This is a genomic window from Synechocystis sp. FACHB-908 (assembly GCF_014698595.1).
Taxonomy (GTDB): Bacteria; Cyanobacteriota; Cyanobacteriia; order Cyanobacteriales; family Microcystaceae; genus Synechocystis.
Genome location: NZ_JACJTH010000023.1, coordinates 1 through 14,106, shown reverse-complemented (window position 1 = coordinate 14,106; position 14,106 = coordinate 1). Strand labels below are relative to the sequence as shown.

The 14,106-nt window shown below is 49.4% G+C and carries 15 protein-coding genes; 8 read left to right on the top strand and 7 right to left on the bottom strand.

Annotated features, from left to right (window positions below; genetic code table 11):
* Positions 1-195: 195 nt before the first annotated feature.
* From H6G46_RS07750 to H6G46_RS07720, 7 genes are all read left to right on the top strand, one after another.
* A complete protein-coding gene (locus H6G46_RS07750) occupies positions 196-2,145 on the top strand; it encodes an N-acetylmuramoyl-L-alanine amidase (protein WP_010872414.1) in 1,950 nt (649 codons plus the stop codon).
* A 143-nt stretch (positions 2,146-2,288) separates the two neighbouring features.
* Complete coding sequence (murI, locus tag H6G46_RS07745) at positions 2,289-3,128, top strand: glutamate racemase (protein WP_010872415.1); 840 nt, start codon at positions 2,289-2,291, stop codon at positions 3,126-3,128.
* A gap of 209 nt (positions 3,129-3,337) precedes the next feature.
* Positions 3,338-4,747 carry a Rieske 2Fe-2S domain-containing protein gene (locus H6G46_RS07740; RefSeq protein ID WP_010872416.1) on the top strand — a complete coding sequence of 470 codons (1,410 nt, stop codon included), beginning with the start codon at positions 3,338-3,340 and terminating at the stop codon, positions 4,745-4,747.
* A gap of 318 nt (positions 4,748-5,065) precedes the next feature.
* Positions 5,066-6,403 (top strand): NAD(P)/FAD-dependent oxidoreductase, encoded by a 1,338-nt coding sequence (locus H6G46_RS07735; protein ID WP_010872417.1) that lies wholly within the window; start codon positions 5,066-5,068, stop codon positions 6,401-6,403.
* A 90-nt stretch (positions 6,404-6,493) separates the two neighbouring features.
* Positions 6,494-6,922 carry a hypothetical protein gene (locus H6G46_RS07730; protein WP_010872418.1) on the top strand — a complete coding sequence of 143 codons (429 nt, stop codon included), beginning with the start codon at positions 6,494-6,496 and terminating at the stop codon, positions 6,920-6,922.
* A complete protein-coding gene (rimI, locus tag H6G46_RS07725) occupies positions 6,922-7,398 on the top strand; it encodes a ribosomal protein S18-alanine N-acetyltransferase (RefSeq protein WP_010872419.1) in 477 nt (158 codons plus the stop codon). The genes H6G46_RS07730 and rimI overlap by 1 nt, the downstream gene beginning before the upstream one ends.
* 24 nt (positions 7,399-7,422) lie before the next feature.
* A complete protein-coding gene (locus H6G46_RS07720; protein ID WP_010872420.1) occupies positions 7,423-8,889 on the top strand; it encodes a deoxyribodipyrimidine photo-lyase, 8-HDF type in 1,467 nt (488 codons plus the stop codon).
* 8 nt (positions 8,890-8,897) lie between these two features.
* On the opposite strand, the gene H6G46_RS07715 is transcribed toward H6G46_RS07720, so the two are convergent.
* The 7 genes from H6G46_RS07715 to H6G46_RS07685 form a co-directional block, all read right to left on the bottom strand.
* Positions 8,898-9,404, bottom strand: coding sequence for a Spy/CpxP family protein refolding chaperone (locus H6G46_RS07715; RefSeq protein WP_020861687.1), 507 nt, complete (start codon positions 9,402-9,404; stop codon positions 8,898-8,900).
* A gap of 56 nt (positions 9,405-9,460) precedes the next feature.
* The gene (locus H6G46_RS07710) at positions 9,461-9,829 is read right to left on the bottom strand and encodes a hypothetical protein (protein ID WP_020861688.1); all 369 of its coding nucleotides are present in this window, start codon (positions 9,827-9,829) and stop codon (positions 9,461-9,463) included.
* A complete protein-coding gene (locus tag H6G46_RS07705; RefSeq protein WP_020861689.1) occupies positions 9,819-10,430 on the bottom strand; it encodes a sigma-70 family RNA polymerase sigma factor in 612 nt (203 codons plus the stop codon). Before H6G46_RS07705 ends, H6G46_RS07710 begins: the two co-directional genes overlap by 11 nt.
* A gap of 111 nt (positions 10,431-10,541) precedes the next feature.
* The gene (gene clcA / locus H6G46_RS07700) at positions 10,542-11,897 is read right to left on the bottom strand and encodes a H(+)/Cl(-) exchange transporter ClcA (RefSeq protein WP_010872424.1); all 1,356 of its coding nucleotides are present in this window, start codon (positions 11,895-11,897) and stop codon (positions 10,542-10,544) included.
* A 9-nt stretch (positions 11,898-11,906) separates the two neighbouring features.
* Positions 11,907-12,833 carry a serine hydrolase gene (locus H6G46_RS07695; protein ID WP_010872425.1) on the bottom strand — a complete coding sequence of 309 codons (927 nt, stop codon included), beginning with the start codon at positions 12,831-12,833 and terminating at the stop codon, positions 11,907-11,909.
* 50 nt (positions 12,834-12,883) lie between these two features.
* Entirely contained in the window at positions 12,884-13,444 is a 561-nt protein-coding gene (locus H6G46_RS07690; RefSeq protein WP_010872426.1) for a phycobiliprotein lyase, read from the bottom strand.
* A gap of 97 nt (positions 13,445-13,541) precedes the next feature.
* Complete coding sequence (locus H6G46_RS07685) at positions 13,542-13,790, bottom strand: hypothetical protein (protein WP_041428174.1); 249 nt, start codon at positions 13,788-13,790, stop codon at positions 13,542-13,544.
* A gap of 173 nt (positions 13,791-13,963) precedes the next feature.
* On the opposite strand from H6G46_RS07685, the gene H6G46_RS07680 reads away from it, so the two are divergent.
* Positions 13,964-14,106, top strand: a 143-nt coding sequence (locus H6G46_RS07680) for an IS630 transposase-related protein (RefSeq protein WP_242021173.1), incomplete at its 3' end; no start/stop codon positions are given.

Below are 14,106 nucleotides of genomic sequence, written 5' to 3'. Positions count from 1 at the left end.
GCTTGCTTGCTTTGGGAACTGTATTGCGGTTACTATCTCCCAAGACTATACGCCACACCGTTTTGATTAATGTTCCCGTTGGCGGCGGCCCCTAACAATCCGCTGAATGGCCTATTACCACCCCCATGCCCTAGACGGGTCATCCGGGGGAAGGCAACAGGTTGGTTTAGCGGTTTATTGAGTTGAGAAGTCCCTATGTCAAGATTGCCTGGTTTTGCTCTTACCTTTCTGTCGGTCTTGTTAACCAGTCTGCCAGCCATGGCGGGGCAGTTAGTTAACTGGAATTTCAATGCGTCCCAGAATCGGCTGACTTTCTACACCGATTCCCGGGTTCAGCCCACAGCCCAACTGATCCCCAATCCCACCCGCATTGTGGTGGATTTGCCCGGTACAACCTTGAGGGGCCCCACCGTCAGGCAAGCTGGAGGGGGAAGGGTAAGGGAAATTCGCATCGGTGAACCGGATAGTTTTACCACCAGGGTGGTGATTGAACTGGATGCGGGCTACACCGTTGATCCCCAACAGGTTAAAGTCCGGGGCATTACCCCGACTCAATGGGTGGTGGAATTACCTACCCCAGAATTGGCTCCCGCCAGCAACAATAATGCCCCTGGTCCCAATCCCGACGGATCTTCTCTGCCTACTCAGAATTTGAGTGCCGCTAACCCCCCCAGCACCGGTCAGCAGTACTTACAGGTCACTGGCAACGGACTTTTTGTGCGTCTGGATAAAAATGGCGATAACAGTGGTATCCGCATCCAACCCAATGCTCGCCAATCCACGGTTAACTTTGAGCTCAATGGGGCGGTGCTGCCAGAAAGTTTGGTGGGGCAGTCTTTGCCCGTGGGACAATACGGTGTTGAAGAAATTAAGTTTTCCGATAATCCCAATAATCCCCGCCTTTCCCTGGCCCTGGCGGACAGTGGGGGCGGCTGGAATGCTTACTATAGTCGGGTTGGGGGAGGCGTAGTGCTGCTCCCAAAGCAGATTAGCCGGTCTGGGGGGGCTAACCCAGCGCCTGGATCGGCGGCCGTTCCGGTCAGTAACAACACTTCCAATTCTTCCCCTAGTTCTTCTGGTAATAGAAGCCCTAATGATCGCCTAGTAAGTCAGGCTTCCAACCGCAATCTCGCCAATATCACTGCCATTGAAGTGACCAGGGATGATAGCCAATTGATCATCCGGGGCGATCGCCAAATTAATGCTAGGGGGAATTTCAATCGTTTAACCGGTAACTACGAAATTCGTTTAGACCGGGCCCAACTGTCTCCCCAGTTCCAAAGTCCAGAGTTGGCCACTGGGGGCCCCCTTTATCAGCTTAATATTAGTCAGGAAACGAACGATTCAGTTTTAATTCTGGTCCGGCCCAACACTGGCCGTCGCTTTGGCCGTCTGTTCCGTTCTGGGGGCAGTCTTTATGCCCTGGAATTGATCTCCGATACCACTGCCAGTCGTCCTACGGGAAATTTACCTGCTAACAATCCACCCAGAGGGAATAGCGGGGATCAAATCTCCATTGCTGTCCAGCCCCCGCCGGCCAATGCCACCCCCAGTTTTCCCCCGGAGTGGAGCAATCCCCCTGCCGGTAATTTACCATCCGTTCCTCGGGGAGGCCGTTTGGTGGTGGTGGATCCCGGCCATGGAGGTAAGGATCCCGGGGCGATAGGTATCCGAGGCGTGCAAGAAAAAGATGTAGTCCTGGCTGTTTCCCAATACTTGCAACGATATTTGGAGCAACAGGGGGTCCGGGTGTTGATGACCCGCACGGGGGATTATTTCATTAGCCTCCAGGGCCGTACCGACATGGCCAACCGAGCCGGAGCGGATTTATTTGTCAGTATTCACGCCAACTCCATGGGCATGGGCCGTCCCGATGTGAATGGTTTTGAGATTTATTACCATGGTAATGCAGGTCTATCCCAAGCAATCCATCGCAATGTGGTTAATTCCCTGAATGTGCGGGACCGCCGGGTACGCCAGGCTCGATTCTACGTTCTACGGAATTCCCGCATGCCCTCCACCCTAGTGGAAATGGGCTTTGTCACCGGCAATGAAGACAATTACAAACTTACGGATCCCAATTTTCAGCAACAGATGGCCCAGGCGATCGCCAGGGGAGTTTTGGAGTATCTGCAACAAAGGTAGGACTTATTCGTCCATAGAATTCAAATTCAGAGAAACTTGACTTATATGAAGGATATGGTGACCAAAACCTATTTACTTCATCTATTATTCGTGTTTCAATGACAAGCATCTTTCCTTAATTAACAGGTATAGTTCCATACAAAATGCGTGAGCCCCAGCGTAGCCGAATTGGCGTTTTTGATAGTGGTGTGGGTGGGTTAACCGTTCTACGTGAGCTGTATCGACAATTACCTAAAGAGTCAATTCTTTATTTTGGCGATACGGCACGGCTACCTTACGGCAAAAGATCCCCGCAAGTAATCCTCCAATATGTCCGGGAAATCCTTACTTGGATGGCAGCAGAGGAAGTGAAAATGGTAATCATGGCCTGCAACACCAGTTCTGCTCTGGCCCTGGAAACCGTGCAACAGGAATTCAATATGCCAATTTTGGGAGTGATTCTCCCCGGGGCCCGGGCGGCAGTGCGTCAAGGTCGGCGCATCGGTGTTATTTCTACCCCCGCCACTGCGGCCAGCAACGCCTATCGCCATGCCATCCACGAGATCACCCCTGATGCATTGGTCTGGCAAATGGCCTGCCCAGAATTTGTGCCCCTAATTGAGCAAAACCGCCTCCATGACCCCTACACCCTAGAGGTGGCCAAGGGCTATTTACAACCCCTTCTGGATGCAGACATTGACACCCTGGTATTTGGTTGTACCCACTATCGTCATTTAACCCCCGTCTTTCAGCAGATTTTGCCTTCCCATATCCGCCTAGTAGACCCGGCCAGCCATGTGGTCAAAGCGGCCCGTCAGGAATTGGAAGTGATGGGACTGCGGAATTCGGAAATGTCCATTGCCACCCGTTTCACTGTCAGTGGCTGCCCCCAACAGTTTGCGGAGCTTTCCCACCAATGGCTCGGTTTTACCCCCATGGTGGAAAAAATTTCCTTGCCCTGCTTGAGTTCAATTTGCCCCCAACCCTTGGAAATACGAGAGTAGAATACTAGTCAGATTCCGGTATTCCTGCTTGCCCGATGGCTCGGGATTCCTGAACTAATAACTCCAATAACGGCGATCGCCATGCTCAACTTTTTGCGAGAGGCGGTCGTTTTTTAATGGAGCCAAAGACTGGAAATAATCGTTACAATTCTTAATAATTCACCAATGGTTATGGCTGTGCCCTGACTGAGAATCCACTAATTCTTCCTATGACCAGTTTGTTAACCTCCTCTGCCCAAGCTCCAGTTGCCAACGCTCCCTTTCCAGCAGGGGGACTAGACCAAAGCAAATTTGATTGTCGGGCCGTGTGGTATCCCCTGGCTTACGAGGAGGATTTGGACAAACGCAAACCAACTCGTTTTACCCTGCTGGGAGAAGATTTGGTGATCTGGTGGGAAGCGAATAGTCAACAATGGCGGGTTTACGCCGATCAATGTCCCCACCGTTTGGCCCCCCTTTCGGAAGGTAGGATTAACAAGGCTGGCCAGTTGGAATGTCCTTACCACGGTTGGACTTTTGCGGGATCAGGGCAATGTCAAGCGATTCCTCAACAACATACCGGAGGCCAAGCCCACACCAGTAAACGGGCCTGTGTGCGTTCCCTGCCAACCCAAGTGGCTCAAGGTTTGCTCTTTGCTTTTCCTGGGGAAACTGATCAAGCAGAAAAAGTTGCCCTCCCCTTGGTGGATGTGTTGGATGGGGATCAGTCTGAATGGGTTTGTCTCAATACTTTTCGGGATTTGCCCTACGACGCCTTTACCCTGATGGAAAATGTGTTGGATTCGAGCCATATTCCCTACACCCACCATAAAACCGTTGGTAAACGCAGTAACGTTAGTCCGGTGGATTTGGAGATTATCCATGGCGATCGTCAGGGATTTACCGGCATTTGGGAAGAGGGACCAAGAAAAGGTACGTTGGGCAAGCAAACCACCACTTTCATTGCGCCGGGGTTGATGTGGCATGATTTAACTTCAAAGCAATTTGGTCGAACTTTAACGGTGGTTTACGCTACTCCGATTCGCCCAGGGGAGTGTCGTTTATTCGCCCGTTTTCCTTTTAAATTTCCTAGTAAGTTTCCCCGGTTAGTAATTGGTTTCACGCCCCGTTGGTATTCCCATTTAGGACAAAACCGGGTGTTGGAAGATGACCAAATTTTTCTCCATTTCCAAGAAAGATTTGTGCAGGGCAAAGGCGGATCGCCCAATTATGAAAAAGATTGTTACTTACCCACTAAAGCAGATTTGTTTGTGGCGGAATTTCACCGTTGGATTGAGCAATATCAAGTCAAACCCTTTGGGGATAGTCCGTTACCTGATCGCCAATCGGTAGAGCAATTAATGGATCGTTACCATTCCCACACTGAACATTGCCACAGTTGCCGCAATGCCCTTGCTAACATTGAAAAAATTCAAACCGGGAGCCTCGCGATCGCCATTATCTGCTTGGTTTGCTTGCCAGTGGCTAGTTTAGGCTTAGCTCCTAATTTCGCTCTGGGATTGGGCTTGACAGTGTTGACTGGCTTAGGTTTTGCACTCTGGGCTGGTTTGGGCAAATTTAAACAATCTTTTTACCAAGGCAACCCCATTCCCCCAAGAAATATTCTTGATAAAGGCTAACTGCTTTTTTCTGTGATTAAAAACCTTTGCAATGGAGTATTGAGCATAATTTTATTGCCGAAAGTAAGACCATTAAACTGAATCTAAGAGCCTGTTTAAAAGCCCCCTTGACCCCCAAATTTGGGGGGACACTGACTGAAAGTCCCCCAGTATTGCCGGAGCCTTAGTGAGTTAATTTAGAGGATGGAATAAAACTTTCCAAACACGTTCCAACGTCAGGGTTTGGCCAAGAATAATCGATATCTTTGTAACAACCATTACCGGTAATCCCCAAGGAAATGATTACCATTAACAAATCGTAATATTTTCGCCGTTGCTATGAATTCCCCCACCTCTCCCCGTCGTCCCCATGTGGTTATTGTCGGGGGCGGCTTTGCCGGTCTTTACACTGCAAAAAATTTACGGCGATCGCCGGTGGATATTACCCTGATTGACAAACGGAATTTCCATCTTTTCCAACCTTTGTTGTACCAGGTGGCCACGGGTAGTCTTTCCCCAGCGGATATTGCTTCACCGTTGCGGGGAGTACTAAAGGGACAAAAAAATATTCGAGTGTTGATGGATAAGGTCATTGACATCGACCCCGATAAGCAAAAAGTGGTGTTGGAGGACCATGCCCCTATTGCCTACGACTGGCTGGTGGTGGCCACTGGGGTTAGTCATCATTACTTTGGCAATGACCATTGGGCTGCCCTGGCTCCGGGTTTAAAAACCATTGAAGATGCTTTGACCATACGCCAACGAATTTTTGCGGCTTTTGAAGCGGCGGAAAAGGAAAGTAATCCAGAAAGACAACAGGCTTGGTTAACCTTTGTCATTGTCGGGGCGGGGCCCACCGGGGTGGAATTGGCAGGGGCGATCGCCGAAATTGCCCATAGTTCCCTCAAGGATAATTTTCATCGCATAGACACTAGGCAGGCAAAAATTTTGCTCATTGAAGGGGTTGATCGAGTACTGCCTCCCTACAAACCCCAATTATCGGCCAGGGCCCAACGGGATTTGGAAGACCTAGGGGTAACGGTGTTGACTGAAAGAATGGTGACTGACATTAACCCGGAACAGGTGACGGTGCATAACAACGGCCAAACTGAAACCATTGTGACAAAAACGGTGCTCTGGGGCGCTGGGGTCAGGGCTTCTAGCCTCGGTAAAATCATTGGCGATCGCACTGGGGCCGAGTTAGACCGGGCCGGTCGGGTAGTGGTCAACCCGGATTTGAGTGTGGCCAGTTTTGATAATATATTTGTCCTGGGGGATTTGGCTAATTATTCCCACCAAGGTGATCAACCCCTACCCGGTGTGGCCCCCGTGGCTATGCAGGAAGCAGCTTATTTATCCAAACTCATTCCTGCCCGGTTAGCGGAAAAAGAACAAATCATGGTTCCTTTTCGCTACATTGACTACGGTAGTCTAGCGGTGATTGGTCAGAATAAAGCGGTGGTTGACCTTGGTTTTGCCCAATTTACCGGCTTGGTGGCTTGGATGATCTGGGTTTGGGCCCACGTTTATTACCTGATTGAATTCGACAATAAACTAATTGTCATGTTGCAATGGGGTTGGAATTATTTCACCAGAGGCCGGGGGGCCCGACTCATCACCGATACCCCCAATCCCCAGAGCACTTCCACCGTGCAGAAGGAACTAGTGCGCCCCTAGAGTTTAATTTCGGTAAACCCCACCATAGCTTGAGCAAACAATGGCTTAAACTGTGGAAAATAAGGCTATGGGCCCGAGCCTGGGAAAATAATGTTACACTTCGCCCAAATTACCATTGACCAGCAGGGAAATTGTCATCAACTAACGGTTTTGGCCAGTTGCCAGAATCATCAGTGTTGGCAAAGGAGCAACTTTACCCTGCCCCTGGGCAACCCAGACCATTGGACTGAGGGGTCTTTGGTGTTGGTTCAAACCGATGCCGACCAGCAAGTAGAACAAATTCGGGATGGGCTGGACTGGCTACTGGAAATTTTGGAAATTGTCCCCAATGCCAATGGTTTTTCCTCGGATCAAGCTCTTTCCTCTTTGGTAAAACAGGAAAAGAGGAGGGTAGAAGCTTGGCGTCAGGAAATGGCCGCTAAAAATCTAGATTTGACTAAGCGACAAATTGAGCTGGAAACCCAACGGCAACAACTGAAAGAATTGGAATTAAAACTGCAAGAGCAGGTAAAAACTTGATGGTTTCGCTTCTTGGCCCCAAATATGATCTTTTTTGGCCCCACAGGGAAGAACTGCCCCAGTTTGCCCAGTTAGACCAGCAATGTTTGGGGGGCATGTGGACGTTAGCGGGTTACGAGCGGGAATGGGACAGTGACCACAGTGTTCTGTTGGGAATTCGTTTAATAGCCAGGGGGAACTTGGTGGCCATGGGGGCATTTTGGCAAATTTTAGAAGAAGCCCACATCACTTTGTTAGCTGTGGCCCAGGCCCATCGCCGGCAGGGATTGGGAAAAATCCTTCTTCAGAACCTCTTAGCAACGGCGGAACACCGACAATTGGAAAGGGCTACTTTGGAAGTGAGGGCATCCAATCAGGCTGCCATGGACCTTTACCATCAATTTGGGTTTCAGTTGGCGGGGTGCAGAAAACGTTATTACCCCGATGGGGAGGATGCCCTAATTCTCTGGAAAAACCATTTGAGCTCCCCTGCCTAGTAACAAGCTAGGGAAAACGGCACAATGGGGAGGCAGTTGATTTTGTTTCCCATGTCTGACCAGTCTGACCATCCCCTAATTTTGCTGTGGCACCGCCGGGATTTACGCCTTAATGATCATTTAGCTTTGGCCAAGGCCCGTCAAAAAACTGCCAAAATTGTCGGTGTCTTTTGTCTGGATAACAAAATTCTGCAAGCGGAAGATATGGCTCCGGCCCGGGTGGCTTACCTGCTCGGTTGCCTACAATCTTTACAGGATCATTACCAGCGCCTCGGTAGTGAGTTGTTGGTTTTCCAAGCAGATCCGGTGCAGTTGTTGCCCAAATTGGCCAATACCTTAGGTGCCCACGGTGTTACTTGGACTTTAGACACGGAACCCTACGCCCAAAAGCGAGATTTAGCAGTGGCCCAGGCTCTACGGGAAAGGGGTTTGGCGATCGCCACGGAATGGGATCAACTCATGCACCATCCAGGGGAAGTGCTGACCCAAGCGGGCAGCCCCTACACGGTTTACACTCCCTTTTGGAAAAATTGGTCCCAACTGCCCAAAACAAGTCCGGTACCCACGCCCAAGGATTTACAGGGTTTAACTCCAGCAGAAAAGGAAAAATTAGCTCCTTTAGAGCCCCTGGCCATACCCCAGTTAGCGGATTTAGGTTTTATCTGGGATCAACCTCTCCCATTAACACCGGGGGAAGAAGCAGCTGAGCAAAGATTGGACTGGTTTGTGGCCCATGGGTTGGAGGAATATCAGCAAAATCGTAATTTCCCAGCCCTAGATGGCACTTCTCAACTGAGTGCCGCTCTCAAATTTGGTGTGATTTCCCCACGAACCCTGTGGCAGACTACCCTAGAAGCGTGGGAGCAAAGCCGCAGTGAGGAAGCCCGGGCTAGCATTGAAACTTGGCAACAGGAATTGGCCTGGAGGGAATTTTACCAACATTGCCTTTACAGCTTTCCTGCATTGGCCCAGGGACCTTACCGATCGCCGTTTCAGGAATTTCCCTGGGAGGAAAACCAAGACCATTTCCAAGCCTGGTGCGAAGGCAGAACTGGTTACCCGATCATTGATGCAGCGATGGCTCAGTTGAATCAAACGGGCTGGATGCACAATCGTTGCCGCATGATTGTGGCTAGTTTTTTGATTAAGGATCTGATTCTTAATTGGCAATGGGGAGAGCTGTATTTTATGCAGACCCTCTACGACGGAGACCTAGCGGCCAACAATGGAGGCTGGCAGTGGAGTGCTTCCAGCGGCATGGACCCCAAACCCCTACGGATTTTTAACCCCCATACCCAAGCCCAAAAGTTTGACCCAGAGGGGGAATATATCCGCACGTGGTTGCCCCAGTTGGCCCGGTTCGACACGGGGGACTTGTTAACCGGCAAACTTACCCCCGGGTCACGGCGATCGGTCAATTATCCAGAACCCATAGTGGACCACAATCAGCAACAACGGGAATTTAAACGGCGTTATCAATTGGTCAAATAATCGCTGATTTATTGTTGGTTGCCCATGCCCCGGCGACCTTGACGACTATTGCGACGCTCCTGCATTAATTGGGAAAATTTTTGCCGTTGTTCCGGGGTCAATACTTGACGGCTTTCCAGCATACTGTTGAAGCGCAGTTCCCCCAGTTGTTGCCTCAAATTAGCCACCTGGTTGTGTTTGGCGCGGATTTCGCTGTCACTGCCATTGCCAGACATCAGAGTGCGTAATTCATTTTGGCTAGTACGCATTTGCTCCGACAGAGATTGCATTTGGCCTTGATATTTTTGGCGAATGGCTTCCAGTTGTTGTTTTTGACTATCAGTTAAATCAAGGGATTCCATCCACTGGCCCTGGCCACCTTTTTTGTTGCCCCAGCCCCATTGGGCTAGCATTTGCTCGCTGGTATCGCCACTTTGCCAATGTAAATCCAGATTTTGATTTTGGGCCATGGCGGGCATGGTGCTGACAGTACAAGCTAAACCGCTAAGCAAACCGGCGATAATAATGTTTTTCATGATGAGCAAGTTCCTCAGAAAATTAACTGAAAAGTGATTGAAAAGTACAAATTGTCTTATTCCCGTGGGGGATCGCTTAGTAACCACCAATCCTGGTTAGCTCCGTTGACGCTGTCGGGGTAGATGGAGCCAGACCAAGTTTCCTGGAGGAAAGCTTCCAGTTCCGCCATGTTCGGTTCTTCGGCCGTTTGCATCGGCGATCGCCAACCGAAAAGCCCTGCCCCCACTAGGCCGAAGAGTAGAACTCCTCCCCCCAGCCATTGCCAAGACAAACTAGGGGTCAAGGAACGGCGGGGACATTGCTTGATCCGTTGCAAAATCTGCTCCTCTAGTGCCGGCGAGGGAGCGGGAACCCCTGGGCGATGGGCCTGCAAAAAGTGCTTCAGTTTTGTCTCTTGATCGGTATTAAAAGGGTTAAAAGACATCTTGAACTCCCTGTTGCTGCAAGAATTCCCGCATGGCCCGCCGAGCATAGAATAAACGGGATTTGATAGTACCCCCAGGCAAATTTAGTACCTCCGCAATGGTCTTTTGGGGCAAATCCTCCAGATCGTGGAGCACCAACACCGTGCGATGCTCAAAGCTGAGGGTAGCCAAGCCTTGCTGCACCAAATCCTGGTAATGGAGTTGCAACAGATCGGGACTGTCCTCGGGCCGAGACAATTGCAGGGATATTTCCCCTTCGTTGTCGGCTAAGGCAGTACTGGGTTGATGAATCCGTTGGCGCGATCGCCCCAATTGTTTACGGGCATCCTGGGCCACATTCCAAGTAATGCGATAAAGCCAGGTGGCAAAAAAATTGTGATTGCGGAGTTTGGGCAATCCTTTCCACACTTTGAAAAAGACCTCCTGAACTAGATCATCGAGTTGATGCTGTCCACAAAGTTGATAAAGGGTAGAACGTACTTTAGCCTGGTACCGACGATAAAGTTGACGAAAGGCCTCAGCATCACCCTGCTGACTTCGCTGGATCATGCTAGCTTCGTTTTCTTCTACCGCTGGATTGACTAAGGGCTTAACCAACAAAACCTACCTCTTTGGCGGTTACGGGGGTTTAGACCCCACGGGTTTACCCAAGGTTCAAAGGGGAGGCCAGATTTTCCTTCGCTAAAAGAATCGGGGTCAAGACAATAAATCTTAGCCACGGTTTTGTTTAGCTAAAGTTCTTTCTAGCAAGACTGTATAAATGGGTTTACCCCCCAATGCTTCCGCCACCACACTGGCCACTAGGCAGGTAACTAACAAAGGCAAAATCACAAAATAGTTGTCCGTCATTTCTATGGTTAACAGAATTGCAGTTAATGGGGCTCGCACCGTTGCCGCTACTAAAGCTCCCATGCCGGCGATCGCCATTACAGCGGGTTCAGGAATTTGACTGGGAAAGAGTAAATGGAAATGTCTCGCCATGGCTACACTGACAATGGAAGCAATGCCCAACATGGGGGCAAAAATACCGCCAATTGCCCCGGAGCCGTAGCAGATCAGGGTTAACAAAAATCTGCCACAAAACACCAGTATGAGTGTAGAAAAATGGGATTGACTGTTAAAAGCCCAGAGCACTGCATTGTCTCCCCCGTCGGTGAGGGGTAGGGGAAATAGGGACAAAATGCCAATGATGGAACCGAGCAAAAACCCTTTCCATTTAGTTGCTAGGGGCGGCAGGCGATCGAACCAGTCTAGTACTTTGAATAGACCCCGGTTGAAGGTGTAACCCATCACCCCAAATAAAATCCCCAAAATAATGAACATCCAGAGGGAATCCAGGGGAACCCGTTTAAACTCAGTCAAGCTGATGATGGCGGACTGCCCTCGAATCATTCTGAGAATAATAGTGGCCATCACACAGCCAAATAGTAGGCTATGGTACGCCAAGGTTTGACTACGAAAACGAGGATGCATTTCTTCCCCAATCAGAGCTACCCCTGCCAGGGGCGCATTAAAAGCGGTGGCCAAACCGGCCCCGGCTCCCACTGCAATTAAAATTCGTTGATTCTCTTGAGTTGCCTTGAACCACCCCCCAGTCATCTGGCCAATGCTTCCCCCCATTTGAATCGTTGGCCCTTCAAATCCCGCCAACATACCAGCTCCCAAGGATAAAAATCCCCCCACTAATTTGATAGGCAAGACCCTCTGCCAGACCAGGGGAAGTTTCCCTTCCAAATGCCCTTCAATTTGGGGAATACCACTGCCGCTGGTGTCCGGGGCAAAACGTTTCATTAACCAAAAGCTGAGGGCTACCATGCCACCACTGATCAGAGCGGTGACCAGCCAAGCCAAGGGCGGTATGGGGGCAAGTATTTGTGCTAATTGCGATCGCCACTGGAGCATATTGTTCACAGCGGATTTAAAACCGGCCCCCAATACACCGGTAATCAGCCCCACCACAATGGCCGCCACAAGGGTACGGGGATGGAGAGAACGGGCGCTATCGGTTAAATTCCTGGGAAGTTTATCTAACCAGCGTCGATTAGAGGTTTCAAAATCGGCAGCCATGGCTCTGATTTAGTGGGCATTGGCAAAGGCTTGGGAAATAAACGGCAATAGGCGGCGATTGCCAGCGAGGGCAGAATTTTCCGTGAACACCACCAAAAGATAGGGACTCTGGTGGGGAATTTCAATGTAGGCACAATCATGGCGCACCTGGCTGGTCCAACCGGCCTTAGACCACATTTGGGCATCTTTAGGCAATGGTTCACCGAGAAAACCGGTAATTTGGTTATCTTCCCCCAAAGGAGCCGGAGCGGCCGTTAAATCTCGTTTAAGTAATTGCATCATTTGTTGGGAACGGGTTGAGGACACCGCCACCCCGCCAATGATACTGTGTAATAACCTGGCCACAGCATTGGTGGTTAACATGTTGCGCTGTTCGTAAAGTTCCCCCACAAAGGCCCTTTCCCGGCCATAGTAACCATCACCCCAGGTCTTTTGGTTGACATTAATATTCTGCAACTCCTCCCAGCCCAAGGATTGAAAATAACGGTTCACAATATTGCGTTGTTGCTGCCAAGTTTCAAAGGGTCCGGGGGGTAACATGGGCCCACTGCTGGTGCCAGTGAGTATATCTACCACTAAGCTAGTGGCATCGTTGCTGGAGTCCACAATCATATCCCGCACGGCCCGGTCCAACTCCGGGGAATCATTCACCATGCCTCCTTCCAACCATTCCGCCATGGCCACCAGGTAAAACAATTTCACCACACTGGCGGGATAAATACGTTCAATGCCCCGATAACTAAAACCCCGCACCGGATATTGCCAAAACTCATTGGCGGCGATCGCCCCCCCGGTATTAACCACCACTGGAGCGTCATAAACCAACCAAGTCAAGGCAATTTGATCCCGCTGAAGTTGGGGGAAAGTTTGCCAAGTAGTTTCGAGAATAGCCTGGGCCATATCCCCCAAAGCCGGGTCTTCTTTAAAAAATGCCATGGAATAATCGGTTCGGGTTGAGGATAATTATTACTTGTACTTGATAACTGTTACTCTGCCGGAGGCAAACGACGAATATCAGAATAGAAGGCACTATGACTATAACCTTCTCCCTGCTGGATCAAACTGGTGCGGAGTCGGAGATTAGGACTAGCATACCAATGCCTTTCCGTTAAACTAGTCTCCCCATCCCCTAGATTTAGGGTCAAACATTCATCAGAACCTAAATGATAATCACCCCTTAGGAAAGCCAAGTTGGAATTCGTTGTGCCCCGCCATAGTTGACCCCGATCTCCATGGTCAGCATCGGGTAAAAAGCCATAATAGATGGTGCCCTTTTGTTTGGACTTGCCCCAGTCTACGGAATTATCCCAACTCAGTTGTAGCAGGATTAACTCCCCTTGATTTTTTAACCCGGCCCGCTCCAGGAGCGATCGCCCAAGCTCAGTTTGACTATCCCACCTTTGCACCGTCACATCGGATTTGGCATTGCCCGCTTCATTTTGCTCAAAACTATAATTAGTACGTTGGGAAAGCCATTTTCCTTCCCAGGCGGTGATAAATTCCAAAAAATCCATAGCGAAAAAGCTTCTTGGGGCAACAGGCTTCATTTTAGGCTATTGGGGGTGAATCGATGGCAGGGGATCTGCGGAAATTGGCGTTAACAACCTAGCAATTAGTCTAAATGAACTACTTGATCGCACTCGCCTAGAGACCAGTACCATTCAGCATTCGCATTACCACGTCAATAAATTTTTCACCCCAAACAATTGACAGTAAGCCACATAATGTAACTAGCAATGATGCAACACCTACCTGAACAAGTCCAAAATTGTCAAATGTCGAATATGTCACAGGAATTAGCAGTACAAGAGCACCAACTGTAGCCCCTCCCAAAAAACGATAGATAACTTTTAAAGATGAATGTTGTTTGGGATCGGTGTTGTCATAGGTCATCAGAAATTCCTTCAATACTTTAAAACAATGGGTAACGCTGCTACGCTTTTGCTACCTAAACAGAGTATCTAACGATCGGGTAAAGGAGCAAGTTTTAGTTATAGTCATTTCAATTAGCGATGAGAGAATTTAATGTAAAATCATGGGGTGTACAAGATGAACAGGTTTAAACAATGGCTTACAGTTTAGATTTGAGGCAAAGAGTAGTAGCTTATATAGAAGCTGGAGGAAAAATAACTGAGGCTTCCAAGATATATAAAATAGGAAAAGTCTCGATATACAGATGGTTAAATAGAGTAGATTTAAGCCCAACAAA

Coding starts and splice junctions, on each gene's coding strand:
- rimI (WP_010872419.1), top strand. CDS start 6,922: ATGGTTTCGCTTCTTGGCCCCAAATATGATCTTTTTTGGCCCCACAGG.
- H6G46_RS07750 (WP_010872414.1), top strand. CDS start 196: ATGTCAAGATTGCCTGGTTTTGCTCTTACCTTTCTGTCGGTCTTGTTA.
- clcA (WP_010872424.1), bottom strand. CDS start 11,897: ATGGCTGCCGATTTTGAAACCTCTAATCGACGCTGGTTAGATAAACTT.
- H6G46_RS07720 (WP_010872420.1), top strand. CDS start 7,423: ATGGGGAGGCAGTTGATTTTGTTTCCCATGTCTGACCAGTCTGACCAT.
- H6G46_RS07695 (WP_010872425.1), bottom strand. CDS start 12,833: ATGGCATTTTTTAAAGAAGACCCGGCTTTGGGGGATATGGCCCAGGCT.
- murI (WP_010872415.1), top strand. CDS start 2,289: ATGCGTGAGCCCCAGCGTAGCCGAATTGGCGTTTTTGATAGTGGTGTG.
- H6G46_RS07735 (WP_010872417.1), top strand. CDS start 5,066: ATGAATTCCCCCACCTCTCCCCGTCGTCCCCATGTGGTTATTGTCGGG.
- H6G46_RS07690 (WP_010872426.1), bottom strand. CDS start 13,444: ATGAAGCCTGTTGCCCCAAGAAGCTTTTTCGCTATGGATTTTTTGGAA.
- H6G46_RS07710 (WP_020861688.1), bottom strand. CDS start 9,829: ATGTCTTTTAACCCTTTTAATACCGATCAAGAGACAAAACTGAAGCAC.
- H6G46_RS07685 (WP_041428174.1), bottom strand. CDS start 13,790: ATGACCTATGACAACACCGATCCCAAACAACATTCATCTTTAAAAGTT.
- H6G46_RS07715 (WP_020861687.1), bottom strand. CDS start 9,404: ATGAAAAACATTATTATCGCCGGTTTGCTTAGCGGTTTAGCTTGTACT.
- H6G46_RS07740 (WP_010872416.1), top strand. CDS start 3,338: ATGACCAGTTTGTTAACCTCCTCTGCCCAAGCTCCAGTTGCCAACGCT.
- H6G46_RS07730 (WP_010872418.1), top strand. CDS start 6,494: ATGTTACACTTCGCCCAAATTACCATTGACCAGCAGGGAAATTGTCAT.